Source organism: Halobacteria archaeon AArc-dxtr1 (assembly GCA_025517425.1).
GTDB lineage: Archaea > Halobacteriota > Halobacteria > Halobacteriales > Natrialbaceae > Halostagnicola.
Genome location: JAOPJY010000001.1, coordinates 989,201 through 1,005,284 on the forward strand (window position 1 = coordinate 989,201; position 16,084 = coordinate 1,005,284).

The 16,084-nt window shown below is 64.2% G+C and carries 19 protein-coding genes; 8 read left to right on the forward strand and 11 right to left on the reverse strand.

The annotated features are described in order from the left end of the window. The first annotated feature begins 114 nt into the window (after positions 1-114). Positions 115-1,521, forward strand: a complete 1,407-nt coding sequence (locus OB905_05045; protein MCU4925354.1) for a geranylgeranyl reductase family protein — start codon at positions 115-117, stop codon at positions 1,519-1,521. Positions 1,522-1,818: 297 nt separating this feature from the next. Here the strand turns inward: OB905_05045 and OB905_05050 are convergent, their stop codons facing one another. After that, complete coding sequence (locus OB905_05050; protein ID MCU4925355.1) at positions 1,819-3,087, reverse strand: amidohydrolase; 1,269 nt, start codon at positions 3,085-3,087, stop codon at positions 1,819-1,821. A 108-nt stretch (positions 3,088-3,195) separates the two neighbouring features. Next, positions 3,196-3,534 carry a hypothetical protein gene (locus tag OB905_05055; protein MCU4925356.1) on the reverse strand — a complete coding sequence of 113 codons (339 nt, stop codon included), beginning with the start codon at positions 3,532-3,534 and terminating at the stop codon, positions 3,196-3,198. Between the two features lie 106 nt (positions 3,535-3,640). On the opposite strand from OB905_05055, the gene OB905_05060 reads away from it, so the two are divergent. Both OB905_05060 and OB905_05065 read left to right on the forward strand, forming a co-directional pair. Continuing rightward, a complete protein-coding gene (locus OB905_05060; protein MCU4925357.1) occupies positions 3,641-4,078 on the forward strand; it encodes a bis(5'-nucleosyl)-tetraphosphatase in 438 nt (145 codons plus the stop codon). 120 nt (positions 4,079-4,198) lie between these two features. Next, positions 4,199-5,029, forward strand: a complete 831-nt coding sequence (locus OB905_05065) for a hypothetical protein (GenBank protein ID MCU4925358.1) — start codon at positions 4,199-4,201, stop codon at positions 5,027-5,029. A gap of 36 nt (positions 5,030-5,065) precedes the next feature. Here the strand turns inward: OB905_05065 and OB905_05070 are convergent, their stop codons facing one another. After that, positions 5,066-5,740: a type I 3-dehydroquinate dehydratase gene (locus OB905_05070; GenBank protein ID MCU4925359.1), complete on the reverse strand. Its 675-nt coding sequence runs from the start codon at positions 5,738-5,740 to the stop codon at positions 5,066-5,068. 61 nt (positions 5,741-5,801) lie between these two features. Further along, the gene (locus OB905_05075; GenBank protein ID MCU4925360.1) at positions 5,802-6,782 is read right to left on the reverse strand and encodes a transcription initiation factor IIB; all 981 of its coding nucleotides are present in this window, start codon (positions 6,780-6,782) and stop codon (positions 5,802-5,804) included. A 213-nt stretch (positions 6,783-6,995) separates the two neighbouring features. Here OB905_05075 and yjjX point away from each other — a divergent pair, with 213 nt between their 5' ends. Further along, positions 6,996-7,517 carry an inosine/xanthosine triphosphatase gene (gene yjjX, locus OB905_05080; GenBank protein ID MCU4925361.1) on the forward strand — a complete coding sequence of 174 codons (522 nt, stop codon included), beginning with the start codon at positions 6,996-6,998 and terminating at the stop codon, positions 7,515-7,517. Between the two features lie 190 nt (positions 7,518-7,707). After that, positions 7,708-7,941 carry a hypothetical protein gene (locus OB905_05085; GenBank protein MCU4925362.1) on the forward strand — a complete coding sequence of 78 codons (234 nt, stop codon included), beginning with the start codon at positions 7,708-7,710 and terminating at the stop codon, positions 7,939-7,941. A gap of 179 nt (positions 7,942-8,120) precedes the next feature. On the opposite strand, the gene OB905_05090 is transcribed toward OB905_05085, so the two are convergent. The 7 genes from OB905_05090 to OB905_05120 all read right to left on the reverse strand — a co-directional run bounded on the left by OB905_05090 (position 8,121) and on the right by OB905_05120 (position 13,151). Continuing rightward, positions 8,121-8,738, reverse strand: a complete 618-nt coding sequence (locus OB905_05090; GenBank protein ID MCU4925363.1) for a winged helix-turn-helix transcriptional regulator — start codon at positions 8,736-8,738, stop codon at positions 8,121-8,123. Between the two features lie 69 nt (positions 8,739-8,807). Continuing rightward, entirely contained in the window at positions 8,808-9,935 is a 1,128-nt protein-coding gene (locus OB905_05095) for an SPFH/Band 7/PHB domain protein (protein ID MCU4925364.1), read from the reverse strand. A 91-nt stretch (positions 9,936-10,026) separates the two neighbouring features. Further along, entirely contained in the window at positions 10,027-10,626 is a 600-nt protein-coding gene (locus OB905_05100) for an NfeD family protein (protein MCU4925365.1), read from the reverse strand. Between the two features lie 49 nt (positions 10,627-10,675). Further along, a complete protein-coding gene (locus tag OB905_05105; protein MCU4925366.1) occupies positions 10,676-11,029 on the reverse strand; it encodes a hypothetical protein in 354 nt (117 codons plus the stop codon). Positions 11,030-11,143: 114 nt separating this feature from the next. After that, complete coding sequence (locus tag OB905_05110) at positions 11,144-11,629, reverse strand: PUA domain containing protein (GenBank protein MCU4925367.1); 486 nt, start codon at positions 11,627-11,629, stop codon at positions 11,144-11,146. Positions 11,630-11,712: 83 nt separating this feature from the next. Further along, the gene (locus OB905_05115) at positions 11,713-12,210 is read right to left on the reverse strand and encodes an NYN domain-containing protein (protein ID MCU4925368.1); all 498 of its coding nucleotides are present in this window, start codon (positions 12,208-12,210) and stop codon (positions 11,713-11,715) included. Between the two features lie 116 nt (positions 12,211-12,326). Then, positions 12,327-13,151 carry a M48 family metalloprotease gene (locus OB905_05120; GenBank protein MCU4925369.1) on the reverse strand — a complete coding sequence of 275 codons (825 nt, stop codon included), beginning with the start codon at positions 13,149-13,151 and terminating at the stop codon, positions 12,327-12,329. 325 nt (positions 13,152-13,476) lie between these two features. Here OB905_05120 and dapA point away from each other — a divergent pair, with 325 nt between their 5' ends. The 3 genes from dapA (at position 13,477) to OB905_05135 (ending at position 16,073) form a co-directional block, all read left to right on the forward strand. Beyond that, complete coding sequence (dapA, locus tag OB905_05125; protein ID MCU4925370.1) at positions 13,477-14,400, forward strand: 4-hydroxy-tetrahydrodipicolinate synthase; 924 nt, start codon at positions 13,477-13,479, stop codon at positions 14,398-14,400. Next, the gene (dapB, locus tag OB905_05130) at positions 14,397-15,164 is read left to right on the forward strand and encodes a 4-hydroxy-tetrahydrodipicolinate reductase (GenBank protein ID MCU4925371.1); all 768 of its coding nucleotides are present in this window, start codon (positions 14,397-14,399) and stop codon (positions 15,162-15,164) included. The genes dapA and dapB overlap by 4 nt, the downstream gene beginning before the upstream one ends. Positions 15,165-15,236: 72 nt before the next feature. Further along, positions 15,237-16,073, forward strand: a complete 837-nt coding sequence (locus OB905_05135; protein ID MCU4925372.1) for a 2,3,4,5-tetrahydropyridine-2,6-dicarboxylate N-succinyltransferase — start codon at positions 15,237-15,239, stop codon at positions 16,071-16,073. Positions 16,074-16,084 lie beyond the last annotated feature (11 nt).

Sequence of the window (16,084 nt, forward strand, 5' to 3'; positions counted from 1 at the left end):
CTTTATTCGCACCCCGCCAGATTGTGCCGACTAGCGGGTCGGAGGCGAGTTTTGCGCCGGCAGGCGGCGAAGTGCACATAAAACGTTTTCTTACCCGGGTGAGGACACACGACTATGAGTACGCAGGAGCAGTCAACCAACGCGACGACGACCGCAGCGGGTGCGCCGGACGTGGTCGTCGTCGGAGCCGGAACCGCCGGCTGTTACGCCGCGGCGACCGTCGCCCAGGCCGGATACGACGTCGTCGTCCTGGAGCGCAAGTCGGCCGAAGAGGCGGGCCACATCGCCTGTGGCGACGCCCTGAAGGGAGCCGACGCCTTCCCGGACGCCATCCCGAAATCCCAGCTGGAGCCCGCCTTTACGAACACGGGCGTTGACCATGGCCGATTCGAGATCCCCCAGGAGGACACCGTCCTCGAGATTCCGGTGCCGGGCGAACTCGCGGTGATCGACCGCTGGGAGTACGGCCGACTGATCATCGAGGGCGCAGAGCAGGCAGGCGTGCGCTTCGAGTATGACACCGTCGTCCAGGACGTCCTCCAGAACGACGACGGCCGCGTCGTCGGCGTCCAGGCGACAAAAAAGGGAACGCCCCAAACCTACGAGGCCGAGATCGTCGTCGACGGCGCCGGCTCGCTGTCGGTCCTGCAAGACACGGTCGACTTCTCTACGTCCACGTTCGACACCAACGTCACCTACTCGCAGTTCTGCTCGGCCTACCGAGAGATCGTCCACGTCGACGAGCCCGTCGAGTGGTCGGACGCACTCGTGTTCAAGCCGACCGAACGAGCCGCGGGCTACCTCTGGTACTTCCCGCGCACCGAAACCGAGATCAACGCCGGTCTGGGCTTCCAGATGACCGAAGAGCCGATGAAACTCGTCGAGGATCTAAAACGGGACCTCCGGGACCGACCCGAGTTCGCGGGCGCCCGCGTCGAGGATAAACTCGGCGCCGCCCTCCCGACCCGTCGGCCCTACGACTCGGCGGTCCACCCCGGGTTCGTCGCGGTCGGCGACGCCGCCGGCCACGTCAACCCCACGACAGGCGGCGGTATCGCCGGCGCGGCGTACGCTGGCAAGTACGCCGCGGACCAGGCGATCGAGGCCCTCGAAACCGGCCAGTACGGCGAGGACGTCCTCTGGAAGTACAACGAGCGCGTGATGGACCACTTCGGCGCCCGTTACGCCGCCTTAGACGTCTACAATATCCTCTCGACAGCGGTCGACGTCGACGACCTGATGGGACTGCTGGCGGCGATGCCTGGCGACAAGCTCGCCGACGCGCTGTACTCCGGCAGCACGGATATCGGCCTCAAGCTCAAACTCGAGGCGTTGGTGAAGAGCCGCGGCCACTGGGGCACCATCTGGAACCTCTACCAGACGAAACGGCGCGCAGACGAGTTGCTTTCCCACTACGAGACGTATCCGTCGAGCCCTGATGGCTTCGACGCCTGGCAGCGCCGCCGGGACGAGCTGATGGAGGACGTCTACGAGACGACAGGCGCCGATCCGAAATACTAGACACCGAAATTTTGTTCTGCGGTCTGCGACGGCGACGGCAGCTGCGCTGCCGCACGCCGTCGCGTCCCTCGACAAAATCATCAAAAGAGCGCGGAGCGCTCTTTTGGACAGCGAGGGACCGTAGGTCCCTCGGGCAGTCGACGCTTTGCGCCGACGACCTCGCGGGATCTTCGATCCCGCTCAGTTTCGATCAAAAGCACTCCTCCTTCTGTTCCGGGCCGCTTCGCGGTTCTTCACATCAGTCGTCGGCCCGCTCGGGCCTGCGGCCCTCGCGGTGAATGTTAGTGAATCTACACTCTACGACCGCCCCGCCCCAACCCGCTCGATCGCTCCCGAGAGGACCTCCACGCCGTGGCGGATGCTCTCTTCGTCGACGTCGAACGTCGCGGTGTGGTGCCCACCTGGGTGATCCGTGCCGATGCCGACGTAACAGGCGTTGCCGCCGTTTTGCTGTACCTCGCGCATGAGGAATGTTGCGTCCTCGCTGCCACCGAGTTCGGAGCGCTCGAGAACGCTGTCGACGCCGTCGACGTCGCTTGCGACGTCAGCGACGGTCCGGGCGAGGTCGTCGTCGCTCGTCGCACTCGGCGCCTCCGCGCCAGTTTCGATTTCGACCTCGCAGTCGTGCATTTCGGCGGCCGATCGGATGATCCGGCGGGCGTGGCGCTCGACGTGGTCTTTGAGAGCTGTCGTTTCGCCGCGTACCTCCGCGACGAGTCGGGCCTCCTCGGCGATCACGTTGGGGGCCGAGCCGCCCTCGACGACGCCGACGTTGATCCGGGTGGCGCCGTCGGCATGGCGCGGGATGCCATGAAGGTTCGTCACCGCCGTGGCGAGTGCCTGGTTGGCGTTGCGCCCCTGCTCGGGATGGCCGCCGGCGTGAGCGGACTCGCCCGTGAACGTCGCCTCGAGGTGGGCGACGGCGAGGAAGCCGTCGATGCCAGCGACGACCTCGCCGGTTGGGTGGTCGAGGCCGACGTGGACCGCGAACAGGTGGTCGACGTCGGTCAAGTGCTCGCTTTTCGCCATCGCCTTGCCGCCGCCGATAACCTCCTCTGCGGGCTGGAAGAACACTGTGAACGTCCCCGAAAAGTCACTCTCGACAATCTCACGGAGTACACCGACACCGATAGTCGCGTGGGCGTCGTGCCCACAGGCATGCATCGCGCCCTCGTGTTCGGACCGGAACCCCTCAGCCGCCGGACGGTGGTCGGAATCGGCTGACTCCGGGCGTGGGAGGGCGTCGATGTCGACGCGTAGTCCGATCGTTGGTCCCTCACCGCGTTCGATACCGGCGATAGCACCCGTGTACCCTCCCTCGAGCCGGGTGAGTACGTCCCTGTCGACGTCGTATCTACTCGCCTGCTCGTACCACGCGTCCAGCTCCGACTCGTCGGGAACGGCGAGCCGATGATCGGTTGCGAGCGCGTCCGGGCCAACGAAGAGTCCGTCCACGTCGAGTCGCTCGAGTTCGGCGACGATCCGCGCCGTCGTGTAGAACTCACACCAGGCGGGTTCGGGCCGCCGGTGGAGGTCGCGTCGCAGCGAAATGAGCGTCTCGTCCATACGTACGGATCGATAAGCGAAATGAAAAGCGTGCCGGGTGGTCAACAAATAGTGAATTTACAGCGATACGTTCAGCGAGAGTGGTTCCTCAGTACCTCGAAAGTGAACTTAGTTCCGACCACGCCCAACCCCGTGGACCTGTTCGACCTCGGCTTCGATGTGGACCGAATCGGGGAAGTTCTGTTTGGCGATGTTCCGCGCGAGGTTGTCGTGTCCGTGGATCTCGAGTTCTCGTTTGAAGACGGTGTACTGCCAGGAGGCAAACCGCCGGTCGTCGTCGGCGTGCAGTCGAGAGTGTTGGGGTACCGAGATCGTCTCTGGTGGATAGGAGTGAGGGCCCTTCAGAGCCGCACCCTTTCGCTCTGCAGTTTCTTTGATGTCCGAGACGATCCCATCGAGGGCGGCCCGGTCCCCGCTTTGGAGGGTCAGACGAGTGACGAAGGTCATAGCTGGTATCCTTGTCCACGGCGATAGCGTAAAAATCTCCCGAGATAGGCCGCGAGTGGACGACCAGTCCGATATTCTCTTAACGTCGTAACTGTTATTCCTGTTAATGGCAGTCGAAGCTACGAGCGCAGGCGCGATCCTCTTCCGCGACACGCGGGGCCGGCGCGAGTATCTTCTACTCAAGAGCCGCCCGGGCGACTGGGAGTTTCCAAAGGGCGGTGTCGAAGGAGAGGAAGAACTACAGCAGACGGCGATCCGCGAAGTAAAGGAAGAGGCAGGTATCGATCAGTTTAGACTTCTCGACGGCTTTCGCGAGGACTACAGTTACGTCTTCGAGGCAAACGGCACGACGATCCACAAGACCGTCCACCTCTTTATCGCGAAATCGTTCGAGGCCAGCGCCGAGATCTCGAACGAGCACAGAGACCTCCAGTGGCGCGACTACGAGCAGGCGGTAAACACCGTCACGCAGGACGGGCCGCGAGACATCTTGGAGGAGGCCCACGAGTACCTAGACGATCTCGAAGCCGCAGACGAGATCTAACTGGTAGAAGTGGACCGTCTCCGACCCGCGGGAGCGGCGGCTACGGCTATTTCAGTCTGTGACGCCTCGAAATATGTCGGACAAAGTTATTTTGCGGCGGATGCCGTGGGGCTGAGACGAATGAGACGCAGACGGGTGCTCGCTGCGAGCGGGTTGGTCGGGCTTGGTGGGGTGAGCGGCTGTCTCGATCGGCTGGATACGAGCGGGGGCGAATTGGAGACCGACGACGAGTCCGACGATACCGGCGGAGACGGCAAGCGCGAGAGCGGGTTCGAAAGGCGGGAGTATCCGGAGCCACCAAACGACCTGGATCCTGACGCCGTTCGGAGCCACGTAACAGCCTACGAGGAGGCCTACCAGTACAACACCACGCCACGGGCAGACAGTGTCTCTTTTTCCACGAGTTGCGACACGGTGATCGACCGCGAGGTCGACGAAGGCGTCGTTGCGAGTACGTACTGCGGACACAACTTCTCGAGTGAAGATGCGTCGGGGATGGGGTTTTCCGATCCCACCCTGTACCTCGTCACGACAGAGGAGACGAACCGCGTCGCGCCAGTGGAGCGAACGCACGACGACCCCTACGAGGGTGAGGAGACGTTCTCCGAGGAGACATCGCGGACCCCCGGCTGGCACGGCATCTGGATCACGAACTTCGACGCGCGCGAGCACGACCTCTACGTGCGAGCCACTCATCGGAGCGGTGACGACCCGGTGACGGTGTTCGAGCAAACGTTCGACATCCGAAGCGAGTTTGCCCGCCACATCACTCAAATCACCGCGGCGGAAGGAACGTACGAACTACACGCCGAGCTCGCTGACGGTGCCAGTACAACCGAGACGTTCGACCTTCCGAACACCAGCGTGCCGATCGTCCGTGGCTGGCTACTCGGCGCAGTCGTCGTCACGCCGGGAGGCGGTCTCGACGTGCGCGACCTGAGACTACCCTAACCGTCTCGACGTGCGCGACGTGGGGCTGCCCAAGGGTCACTCAAGCGCGTCGACTAGCGTTGCGAGCGTCTCTAGATCGTACTGCCCGGGTGCGGTTGCGGCGTCGGGATCGACCGGCGCGTAGCCGATTTTCGAGCCGTAGACGGGTGCTACCGCCCGCGTGTGGCTGCCTGGGGCTCCCATCGCCATCGTCGCGACCGTCAGTCCCTCGGTGGCGGCCTCGTGAGTCGCAGTAAGCACCGCGAGAGCGTCCGCGCGCGAGGTGGCCGTCACCGCGAGTTTGCCGACGTCCGCACGTTCCGCGCCCGCCTCGAGCGTTCGAACCAGTGACTCGCGGCCGGGTGTCCCCTCGAAGTCGTGAGCCGAGGCGACGACCGAGACGCTCCGGTCGCGGGCGGTCTCGAGAACCGCATCAGCCGAGCCATCCTGCACCGCAGCGAGTTCGACGTCGATCGCTGTGACGGCTCCGTGGGCAGTCGCCTCCGAGAGCGCCGCGAGGCGCTCGGCGTCGTCGCCCTCCCACTCGCCGCCCTCCCAAGACGCGCGGTTGGTCGCGAGGATCGGCAACTCGCCGTCGTAGCTCGCGAGCTGAGCGAGGGGCTCGTCGGCCAGGTCCATACGAAATTCGATGGCGTCTGCGTGCTCGCGGGCAGCCGGCTCCTCGGTCAGATCTGCGGTCGCCGCTGCCAGCACGAACGAGTCGAAGTCCATGCGCTCACGAGGTTGCGACCGTGGCAAAAAGGTTGCTTTCGGGTCTGACGACTCGGACTGCTCAGGCGACGCCGAGGGACTCTTCGGCCTCTAACAGCTCGTGGTAGCGGTTGCGGATCGTGACCTCGGAGATGTCGGCGACGTCGCTGACCGCGGCCTGGGTGGTCTTCTCGTTGGTGAGCAAGGCGGCAGCGTAGACCGCGGCGGCAGCGAGGCCGACCGGCGACTTGCCGGAGTGAACGCCCTTCTCCTTGGCGTTGCGAAGGAGGCTGCGGGCGCGGTGTTCTGCCTCGTCGGAGAGTTCGAGACCGGAGGCAAAGCGGGGGACGTAGCTCTCGGGGTCGGCAGGCTGGACTTCGAGGCCGAGTTCGCGTACCACGTAGCGGTAGGTGCGAGCGATCTCGTTTTTCTCGACGCGGCTGACGTCGGCGATCTCGTCGAGCGAGCGGGGGACGCCAGCCTGACGGGCAGCGGCGTAGACGCAGGCCGTCGAGACGCCCTCGATCGAGCGCCCGGGAAGGAGGTCCTCGTTCAGCGCGCGGCGGTAGATCACACTCGCGGTCTCGCGGACGTTCGTCGGCAGTCCAAGCGCGGAGGCCATCCGGTCAATCTCGCCGAGGGCCTGCTTCAGATTACGCTCTTTCGAGTCGCGGGTACGGAAGCGCTCGTTCCACTTGCGCAGGCGCTGCATCTTCTCGCGCTGACGCGAGCCCAGTGAGTTGCCGTAGGCGTCTTTGTTGCGCCAGTCGATGTTGGTCGACAGCCCCTTGTCGTGCATCGTGTTCGTCGTCGGGGCGCCGACGCGGCTCTTCTTGTTCTTCTCGGCGGCGTCGAACGCGCGCCACTCGGGGCCGCGGTCGACGGAATCTTCCTCGACGACGAGGCCGCAGTCTTCACAGACGGTCTCGCCGTGCTCGTCGTCGACGACGAGGTGGCCCGTACACTCGGGGCAGGCAAGGTCGCTTTCCTCGCTCTCTGCTTCCTCTTCGGTTGTTCGCTGTTCGCTACCTCGGACTCTGGTGTGTGGTGATGCGGGTGGCATACGATGGCTCCTGCTGCCCGGCCGAACGGCGGAAAAAGCCGGACTGGTTCGTTACCACCCTCGTTCAGCTACGCGCTTCATAAAGATTTCGGAATTAGATAGAAACGACCCGTCAAACCGGGTAATTCGCGGGAAGTGGCATTAAAGATCAAAACATTAAAGTAGAGAATGGCGAACCGAATCGCCCAAATCGCGGTAGGGCGAGACGAGAATATGCACGTCGCAGTCGGGAGTACGAACCCCGTGAAAGTCACAGCCGTCGCCGACGCCCTCGAGTCGTCCGATCCGACGACTGTACCGGTCGCGGTCGATTCGGGTGTCTCCGAACAACCGACGTCGGTCGCGGAAACGGTCAGGGGGGCACGGACGCGCGCCAAACGAGCCCTCGAGAGCGTCGCGGACGCGAACTTCGGCGTCGGGCTCGAGGGTGGGGTCGCAGAGTACGAGGGCGCCGATGGCCTCTTTTTGATCATGTGGGCGAGTGCGACCGATGGAGACCGCGTCGAAGTTGGCGGGGGACCGTCACTTCGACTTCCAGAACCCGTCGTCCGCCGCCTCGAAGCGGGGGCAGAACTCGGGCCTGTCATGGACGCACTGCTCGGTACGGAGGGGATCGCCGAGCGCGAGGGTGCCGCAGGTGTCCTGACCGGCGGTCGCGTAGACCGGGCCGGCGCCCTCGAGACCGCAGTCACATGTGCGTTCGGACCCTTCCTGACCGACCACTACCGTCAGTGAGCATCCCGAAAACAGTGTATTACCCGTCGTTGCCGACGAGAGTCATCAATACGTGTCGATTAACCGGCTGTACCAACGACTCGTTTCCACCCGGTTATTCGTCTGTTACCCTCGCCGAAAACCGCACGACTGCGCCGCATTAACCGGACGTACCAAACCCCCTAAGGCGAACGCTATCGTTCCGACGAGTATGAGTTCCGCAATGGCCCCCGACCTCACGAGCAAACAGCTGCAGATTCTCCAGTACCTCCGGGAGAACGGCGCGACCAAGACCTATTTCAAATCGCGGCTGATCGGACGGGAGCTCGGCATGACCGCCAAGGAAGTCGGCTCGAACATCACAGCCCTCCAGGACGGCGACTACGACGTCGAGATCGAAAAGTGGGGCTACTCCTCGAGTACCACCTGGAAGGTCAACGTCTAACCGGACACACTCGGCCACCTGAGTGGACGGCTTTTTTTGCGTGTCAAACAATGTGATAGCGGATAGCCATAGACCAACCACTGGGAGTCGGCAAAGACACCGTCCCAGAAATACACTCTCTGTCAAAACTGAATTGACCTACTCGTCGTAGATGGAGACGGCACGCCGTAGCTGGTGACCTACCCGTCGTAGGTGAGCAGTTCGTTCGCCTCCCGGGCGAACGTCCGGGCGTGGCTACCGAACGAGTCGGCATGTCGGACGAGCAAGAGGAGAACGGTCTCCGGCCGCTCGACGGCGTACCCGTCTTCCCGGGAGAGTAAGCCCGCCTCCTCGAGTTCGCCAGCGTACTTGCTCACCGTGGGCGGCGAGACGTCGAGTGCGTCAGCCAGGTCGCCGGCGCTGGCGTCGGGATCCCGAAGGAGTTCGATCACCATTCCGCGTGGCGTTGCTCGGCGGAGGTATCCAAGCGCGTTCTTCTCGAAGTTATCGAAGCGGTTCGCGAGGACAAAGCGCTTGTAATCACCGTCGCTGTAGGCCTCGATGGTACCCTGTTCTTCGAGACGTCGAAGATGGTGTTGAGTCTCACCGGTCCCCAGCTGGAGATCGTCTCTGACCTTCGAGAAGTGTGCGCCGGGAGTCGTCGAAAGGTAGCCCGTGATCGCGTCTCGGGCGTTACTCTCGCCGGATTCCGCCACAGCAGAATCTGAAAAGTTCGCCAGCGGCGCGGCGGCGCCAACGGCGGCGAACCTTCGTAGGGTCGATCGTTTCCGCTCGTCGACCCTCTCGGACGGTGCCATTCATCCCACTAGATGAGACGGGCGGTAAAACGCGTTTCGCTCCGCCTCGTTCACCGAATGCTAGACGTTTCAGTCCCTGCCGCCTTCGAACTCCTGATCCATCTCCTCGATAACGGCGTCCGGATTGGAGATCGTCGAGGCATCTTTACCCTCTTTGATCGCCTGCGCCTGTTGCTCGAGCTCTTCTAAGTCCATCTCGGCTTCTTCGTCGATCTCGCCGATGATCTCGGCGATGTCATCGAGACCGATCAGCTCACGCGTTTCATCGTCGAAGTCGAGACTCTCTAACTGGCTTTCGCCCTCGCTGACGTCACTGCCAGTGAGGTGCTTGCCGTACCGGCCGAGCATCGAGGAGAGCTCCTGTGGGAGGACGAACGTCGTCGACTCGCTCTGACCGATCTCTTTGAGCGTGTCCATCCCCATATCGATCACCGCTCGCTCGCCCATCGATTCTGCAGACCGCGCACGAAGGACGGTCGAGATGGCGTCACCCTGTGCTTCGAGAATCTGGCTCTGTTTCTCACCCTGGGCGCGGATGATGTCACTCTGTTTGTCACCCTCTGCCTTCTCGACGGCACTGCGCCGTTCACCCTGGGCCTCGAGAATCATGGCACGGCGCTTTCGCTCTGCGGAGGTCTGTTGCTCCATCGCGCGCTGGACGTCCTTCGAGGGGTTGACCTCGCGGACCTCGACGGACTCGACGCGGATCCCCCACTCGTCGGTGGGCTCGTCTAACTCCTGGCGGATGCGTGCGTTGATCTCTTCGCGCTTCGAGAGCGTGTCGTCGAGTTCCATATCACCCAGCACCGCTCGGAGCGTCGTCTGGGCCAGATTCGAAACTGCCTTCTTGTAGTTGTCGACCTCTAAGAACGCCTTCTTCGCGTCCATCACTTTGATGTAGACGACGGCGTCGGCGGTCACCGGCGAGTTGTCTCGGGTGATCGCCTCCTGGCGCGGAACGTCTAAGGTCTGGGTTCGCATGTCGAACCGATAGGTTCGAGAGACGAACGGCGGAATGATGTTGATACCGGGTTCGAGGAGCTTTCGGTACTCCCCGAACACTGTAAGTGCTCGTTTCTCGTAGGCGTCGACGATCTCGACGGCGCTTAACAGTGCCGCGATGACGACCACGAGCACCAGCGCACCGACTAGCAGTCCGACTTCGGCGACTTGCAGCGGGAGTAACTCCGGAACCATATCGGAACTTGTTACGGTACCCTCAAAAGCGTTCCCTTACTCGATCAACATGATTCGGGCGCAAGAGGAGACGAAGCCATCGACCGGCGTACTATCGGTCGGTTTCGAGTTCCTCGTCAGTCTCGGGTTCGTCGTCGGTATCTGTGGTCGTCTCGTCCTGATCAGCCTCTGTCGCACCCCGGGCTAGCGCGCGGTCGATCTCGTCGGACTCGATGGCGCCGAGTGCCTCGACGGTCAGGACGTTCCCCCCACCGGGGTCGAGTACGATGATCTCCTCGCCGGCTTCGATCTCGCCGCTGGTCGTCCGCGCCGTGTAGTACGGTGAGAACCCACCGGCGTCGAGTTTGACCTCGCCGCCGCGAGCGGTCACAGTCTTTGTCACATATCCGGTCGCACCGGCCAGCGAATTCGAATCTGAGGTCTGTGCCGTCCCCTTCCCGCCGTAGAAGTCGAACTCGCGGTAGACCCACGACGCCGCGCCGCCAATGACCAGCGTCATCGCCGCGAGGGCGAGAATCAGCGCCGTCCCGCCGAGGATGGGACCGAGCAACAGCCCGAAGAGGCCAGCGCCCGCCAGTGCCACGCCGATCACGATGAGGTGGGCACCCGGAGAGACGGCTTCCATCGCCATCAGCACGAGCCCCGCTGCGAGCAACAGCAGCGGCACGTTCGCCAAGAGAGATTCGACCATAGGCGGCGGTAAGGTCTCGGCCCGATTAAATGTTTAGTGCCGACACCGCTCAGCCGAGCGCGACGGTGAACAGCCGAGACATGATCAATAGCATGACCAGCGCGCCGAGGGCGACGAACAGCGCGTTCTCGAACGTCGGCGTTCCGGGTTCGACGGGCGCGGAACTGGGTTCCGGTGCGTACGACTCCGTCTCGGCTCCGTCTGAAGAGATCACGTTAGCCGGTTCGTCGCCCTCGTTCCCGTCGTTTGCCGCCGAGAGATCGATCGGCACTCGCCCCCAGTCCTCCTCGGCCGGTGTCGTCTCGCGGCCACTCACCGGGCCCGGGTCGGTACCCGAATCGGACCGGTCATCCGAGAGCCCCGCATCCGCCCGCCGGTCGTCCGCGCGGTGATCGTCGGTCATAGGGAGTTCTAGCGGACGGGCGATGAAAAACCCGCGGTCGTCAAACGCGATAGCGGGGATCGATTCATACGATAGAGGTGGCCGATCCACGCGAGTAGAGGGGGTCGGTGGCGCTTACGTCCCGGCGGGAGCGCCCTCGCGAACCCAGACGGCCATTCCGGTGTCGAAGGCATCGATGGCGTCGGCGCTTAGCTCTGCGCGACCTACTGCGAGCAGTCCGCCATCCTCGTGGACGACGAGAACCTCATCGCCCGGCCGGATCGCCCCGTCGACGTCGCAGACGAACTTCGCGAAGACGTTCTTTTCGTCGCGGACGAACGGCTCACTCTCGTCGTCAACGACGACCCGGTAGCCGGGCTCGGGGAGTGCAGCGTCGAGGCGGCGACCGCCGGCCAGTCCGAGCGTGAACCGGCCGTCGGTGCCAAAGGAGACGAGTCGGCCGTCGTCGCCGTGGACCTGCTGTGGTCGACCGGAGGTAGTCCGCCTGATCGTCAGCGGTTCCGCGGGTGGAAAGAGGGCACGCCCGGCGCCGGCACCGAACTGGTAGTCCGCAATCGTCCGGAGCGTGTCGGCGTCGTGGCTCCCGGGAGAGTCGCTCATCGGTCGGGGTTAGCGGGGGGACGCCGAAAGGCTGTCGACGTGGATCGGCCAACCGTGGGACGTTCCATACGCGATCCGAAGCGTTACAGGAGGAAGGTGTCGGGATCCTCGCCGAGATCGGTAAACGCGTCGGCGGCCTCGATCAACTCCTCGGCGGTCGAGGACTCGAAGGCCATCACCTCGACGCGGACGCCTTCGTGGCGCAGGTGCGAACAGAGCCGCGAGAAGTCGCCGTCGCCGGTACAGAGCACGAGCGTGTCGATATGGTTCGCAAGCGTCACCGCGTCTAAGCTCATCCCGACGTCCCAGTCGGCCTTCTTCGAGCCGTCGGCGAACGTCTTGATGTCCTTGATCTTCGTCTCGAAGCCGATATCGATCAGCGCGTCGAAGAAGCTCTCCTCGTCGGTGGCGTCGGCTCGGATGACGTAGGCGATCGCACGGGTGAGTTGGCGCCCGTCGACGGCCTCCGAGAGGAGATCTGAGTAATCGATATTTCGGCTATAGATGCTTTGGGCGGTATGATAGAGATTCTGGGAGTCCGCAAGAACCGCCACGCGCTGATTCGGATGAATGTCGGTCATATGCTAGTGTGTGCAGGGCACACGTAAAAAATCCGCGTCAGCGGTCGTGAGCGCGGTGGTTCGAATCGGGTCCGTTCACGGGGCGCAGATGGCCCCGTCACGGCGACCGGCGACACTCAGTAGCGCAGTTTCTCGATACGCTTCTCCGTTGGCGGGTGGGTGGCGAACAGCGTCGCCATGAGTCCGCGCTCGGAGTTGAAGATACAGAGGGCAGCCTGGCCCTCGTCGACGGTCGACTCGCGGTTCTCGGCGCCCTTCGAAATCTTCTCTAAGGCGCGTGCAAGCGGCTCGCCGCTGCCGATGTACTGACGGGCATCATCGTCGGCGACGTACTCGCGGTACCGCGAGATTGCCATCACCAGCACCGTGACCAGCATCTGGGCGAAGATCGAGAGGATCCAGCCAACGATGAAGCCGCCGGGGTTGTCCTCGCCTGCGAACACGTAGACGAAGTAGACGGCGTAGCCGACCATCATCCCGATGGAGCTGCCGACCGTCATCATCAGCACGTCGCGGTTCTTGATGTGTGCGAGTTCGTGGGCGATGACGCCCTCAAGTTCGTCGCGGTCGAGCAGCCGGATGAGTTCCTCACTGACGACGACGACACCGTCGCCTTTGCGGCCGGTCGCGAAGGCGTTGGGGACGCCCATCTGCTGGACCATCAGTTTGGGCTTTTTGATCCCCATGTCGCGGGAGAGCGACTCAGTCATGTGGTGAATATCGGCGTACTGGCCGTCTTCGGGCATCTCTTCGGCCTTTCTGGTCGCGGCCCAGGTTCCGATCTTGTACTGGATGAACGGGAAGGTGATCAGGAGCAGGAGGACGATCGGCCAGGCTCCGGTGCCGAGAAACGCCAGTCCGACGGCCCCGACGAACAGATACAGTGCCGCCAGCATCGAGCCGACGACGAACATCCGAAGCTTCAGTCCGAAGTCTGTCATGGGCAAACCTTGGGAGGCAATCGGGATAAGTTTCGCGGAATATCAGTCCCGAGAGTCTGTCGGCGACGCTCGGATCGGTGGGGTGGACACGACGGGCCGGAGAAAAGTCACAACCGATAAGTTCGTCCGCACTCGTTGTTCGAGCATGTCCCGAACCGCTCGTATCGCCGTCGGCACCACAGCGAGCGGTCCGGTCTCTCGTCTTCTGAAAAAGCCCGTCTGAGAGCGCTCACTGCGGGAGTGGCGATCCCGTCGCGGGCGCGATCCGACGCAACTCACACGGCGATCAGATTCACTGACCAGGCAGCTACCACCCACCCAACGCATGACGAACAATATCGACTTCACGGGCGTCTTTCCGGCGATGTGTACGCCCTTCGACGCGGACGAGCGAATCGACTTCGAAACACTCCAGGCCGACGCACAGCGACTCGAGTCCGCCGGCGTCGACGGGCTCGTTCCCGTCGGCTCGACCGGCGAGTCGGCGACGCTGACCCACGACGAGCACGTCCGGGTCGTCGAGGCGGTCATCGAGGCCGTTGACGACGTTCCGGTCATCGCGGGCACAGGCTCGAACAACACCCGCGAGGCGATCGAGCTCTCAGAGCGCGCTGCCGACGCCGGCGCCGACGGACTCCTGCTCATCTCGCCGTACTACAACAAGCCCGAACAGCGCGGCCTCGTCGAACACTACCAAACGGTCGCCGATGCGGTCGACGTTCCCCAGATCGTCTACAACGTCCCCTCGCGGACGGGTCGAACGCTCGAGCCCGACACGGTCGTCGAGCTGGCCAACCACTCCAACATCGCGGGCTACAAGGCCGCCGAGGGCGATCTCGGCGCGATCGGCGAGATCGTCGAGCGTACGCAGGAGGCCGAGTTCGAAGTGCTCTCGGGCGACGATCCGCTCACGCTCCCGATCCTCTCGATCGGCGGCACAGGGGCGATCAGCGTCGCCGCCAACGTCGAGCCCGAGCGGACCGTCGCGATGGTCGGGGCAGCTCTGGAGGGCGACTACGACCGTGCGAGAGCGCTCCACCACGAGCTCGGCCCGCTATTCCGGGCGCTGTTCGTCGAGACGAACCCGATTCCCGTCACCGAGGCGATGGCGATCCGCGGTCACGGACCAGCCCGGCTTCGCCCGCCACTGACCCGCCTCGCAGAGGAGTACCGCGAGGAGCTCGAAGCCGTCCTCGCCGACCTCGAGACTGAGCAGACGACGGTCGCCGACGCGGAGGAGGACCGATGACGGTCGGCATCGGCGTCACCGGCGCGACGGGTCGGATGGGACGTGAGGTGATCGCCGCGGTCGAGGATCACCCCGACTGCGAAATCGCGCTGGCGGTCAATCGCGACCCCGACGGCGAGACGGTCGACGGAGTGGAGATCGAGCCGGCGGCGGAACTCGCCGATCATCTCGATCGGGGCGAGGTGGACGTCGTGATCGACTTCACTGGTCCCGAGTCGGCGCTCGCGTACGCCGAGGCCTGTTCGGACGCCGGCGTCGCGTTCGTCACCGGGACGACCGGCTTCACGGATGCCCAGTTCCAGGAGCTGCGGGCGACGGGAAAAGCGATCCCCGTCTTGCACGCGCCGAACTTCTCTCGAGGCGTCCAGGCGCTCGTCAACGTCGTCGGACGGGCGGTGTCGGACCTGCCGGGCTACGACGTCGAGGTCGTCGAGGCCCACCACAACGGGAAGCGCGACGCGCCCAGCGGAACCGCAAACAGGCTCGTCGAGGAGATCGAAACTAACGGCGACTTCTCCGGGCGCACCCACGGCCGCGAGGGCGAACAGCCTCGGGAAGCCGGCGAGATCGGAATCCACGCGCTTCGGGCGGGAGACGTCTCCGGCGAGCACGAGGTCATCCTCGCGGGCAACCACGAGGTGCTTCGGCTGGGCCACCGCGCCGAGGACCGCAGCGTCTTCGCCGTCGGGGCGGTCGACGCCGCCGTCTGGATCGCCGACCGGGACGCGGGCTGGTACGACTTTTCGGACGCGATCGCCGAATAGGGGGACGAAACCCCGGAAACGCGAGCCGAATGAGTGGAATTTTAGCCCTGCACGCGCCAGTTCCGGGTAGCCATGAGTGCACTCGAATCGGATATCGTCGAGTTGTGGGAACGCAAGGAAGCTGGTGAAATTGACGCGGTCTCGGCGGGCGAGGACGCCCTCGCGACCGTAGACGAGTTCCTCGCGGCGCTCGAAGCCGGCGACGTTCGCGCGGCCGAACCGGTGGACGGAACCTGGGAGGCAAACGAGTGGGTCAAGCAGGGCATCCTGCTGAACTTCGGGCTGCGGGAGACCGTCCCGCGCGAGTACGGCGGCGTCACCTACCACGACGTGCTGCCCCTCGCCGACACCAGCGGGTACGGCGACCGCGGGAGCCGGAACACGCCCGACGGGACGGTCGTCCGACAGGGCGCCCACATCGGCTCGGACTGCATCCTGATGAGCCCGGCGTTCGTCAACATCGGCGCCCACGTCGGCGACGGGACCCTCGTCGACTCCTGTGACACCGTCGGCTCGTGCGCCCAGATCGGCGAGAACGTCAAACTCGGTGCGAACACCCTGATCGGCGGCGTCTTGGAACCGGTCGAGGACGCGCCCGTGATCGTCGAGGACAACGTCTCGCTGGGTGCGGGCTGTCGCGTCACCTCCGGCTTCGTCGTCGGCGAGAACTCGGTCGTCGGCGAGAACACCCTGTTGACGCCTCGAATTCCGGTCTACGACCTGGTCGAAGAGGAGGTCGTCTACGGCGAGCTGCCCGCAAACCGGCGCGCGTTCACCCGGTTCGTCGAGTCCTCGGTCGGCGATCACGACCTCTTCGAGGGCGGCGCCTACAAGCCCGCCGTCGTCGCGACGGATCTCGAGGACCGCACCCTCGAGGCGACCGAGCGCGAAGACGCGCTTCGCGAGTAGGATCGGACGTC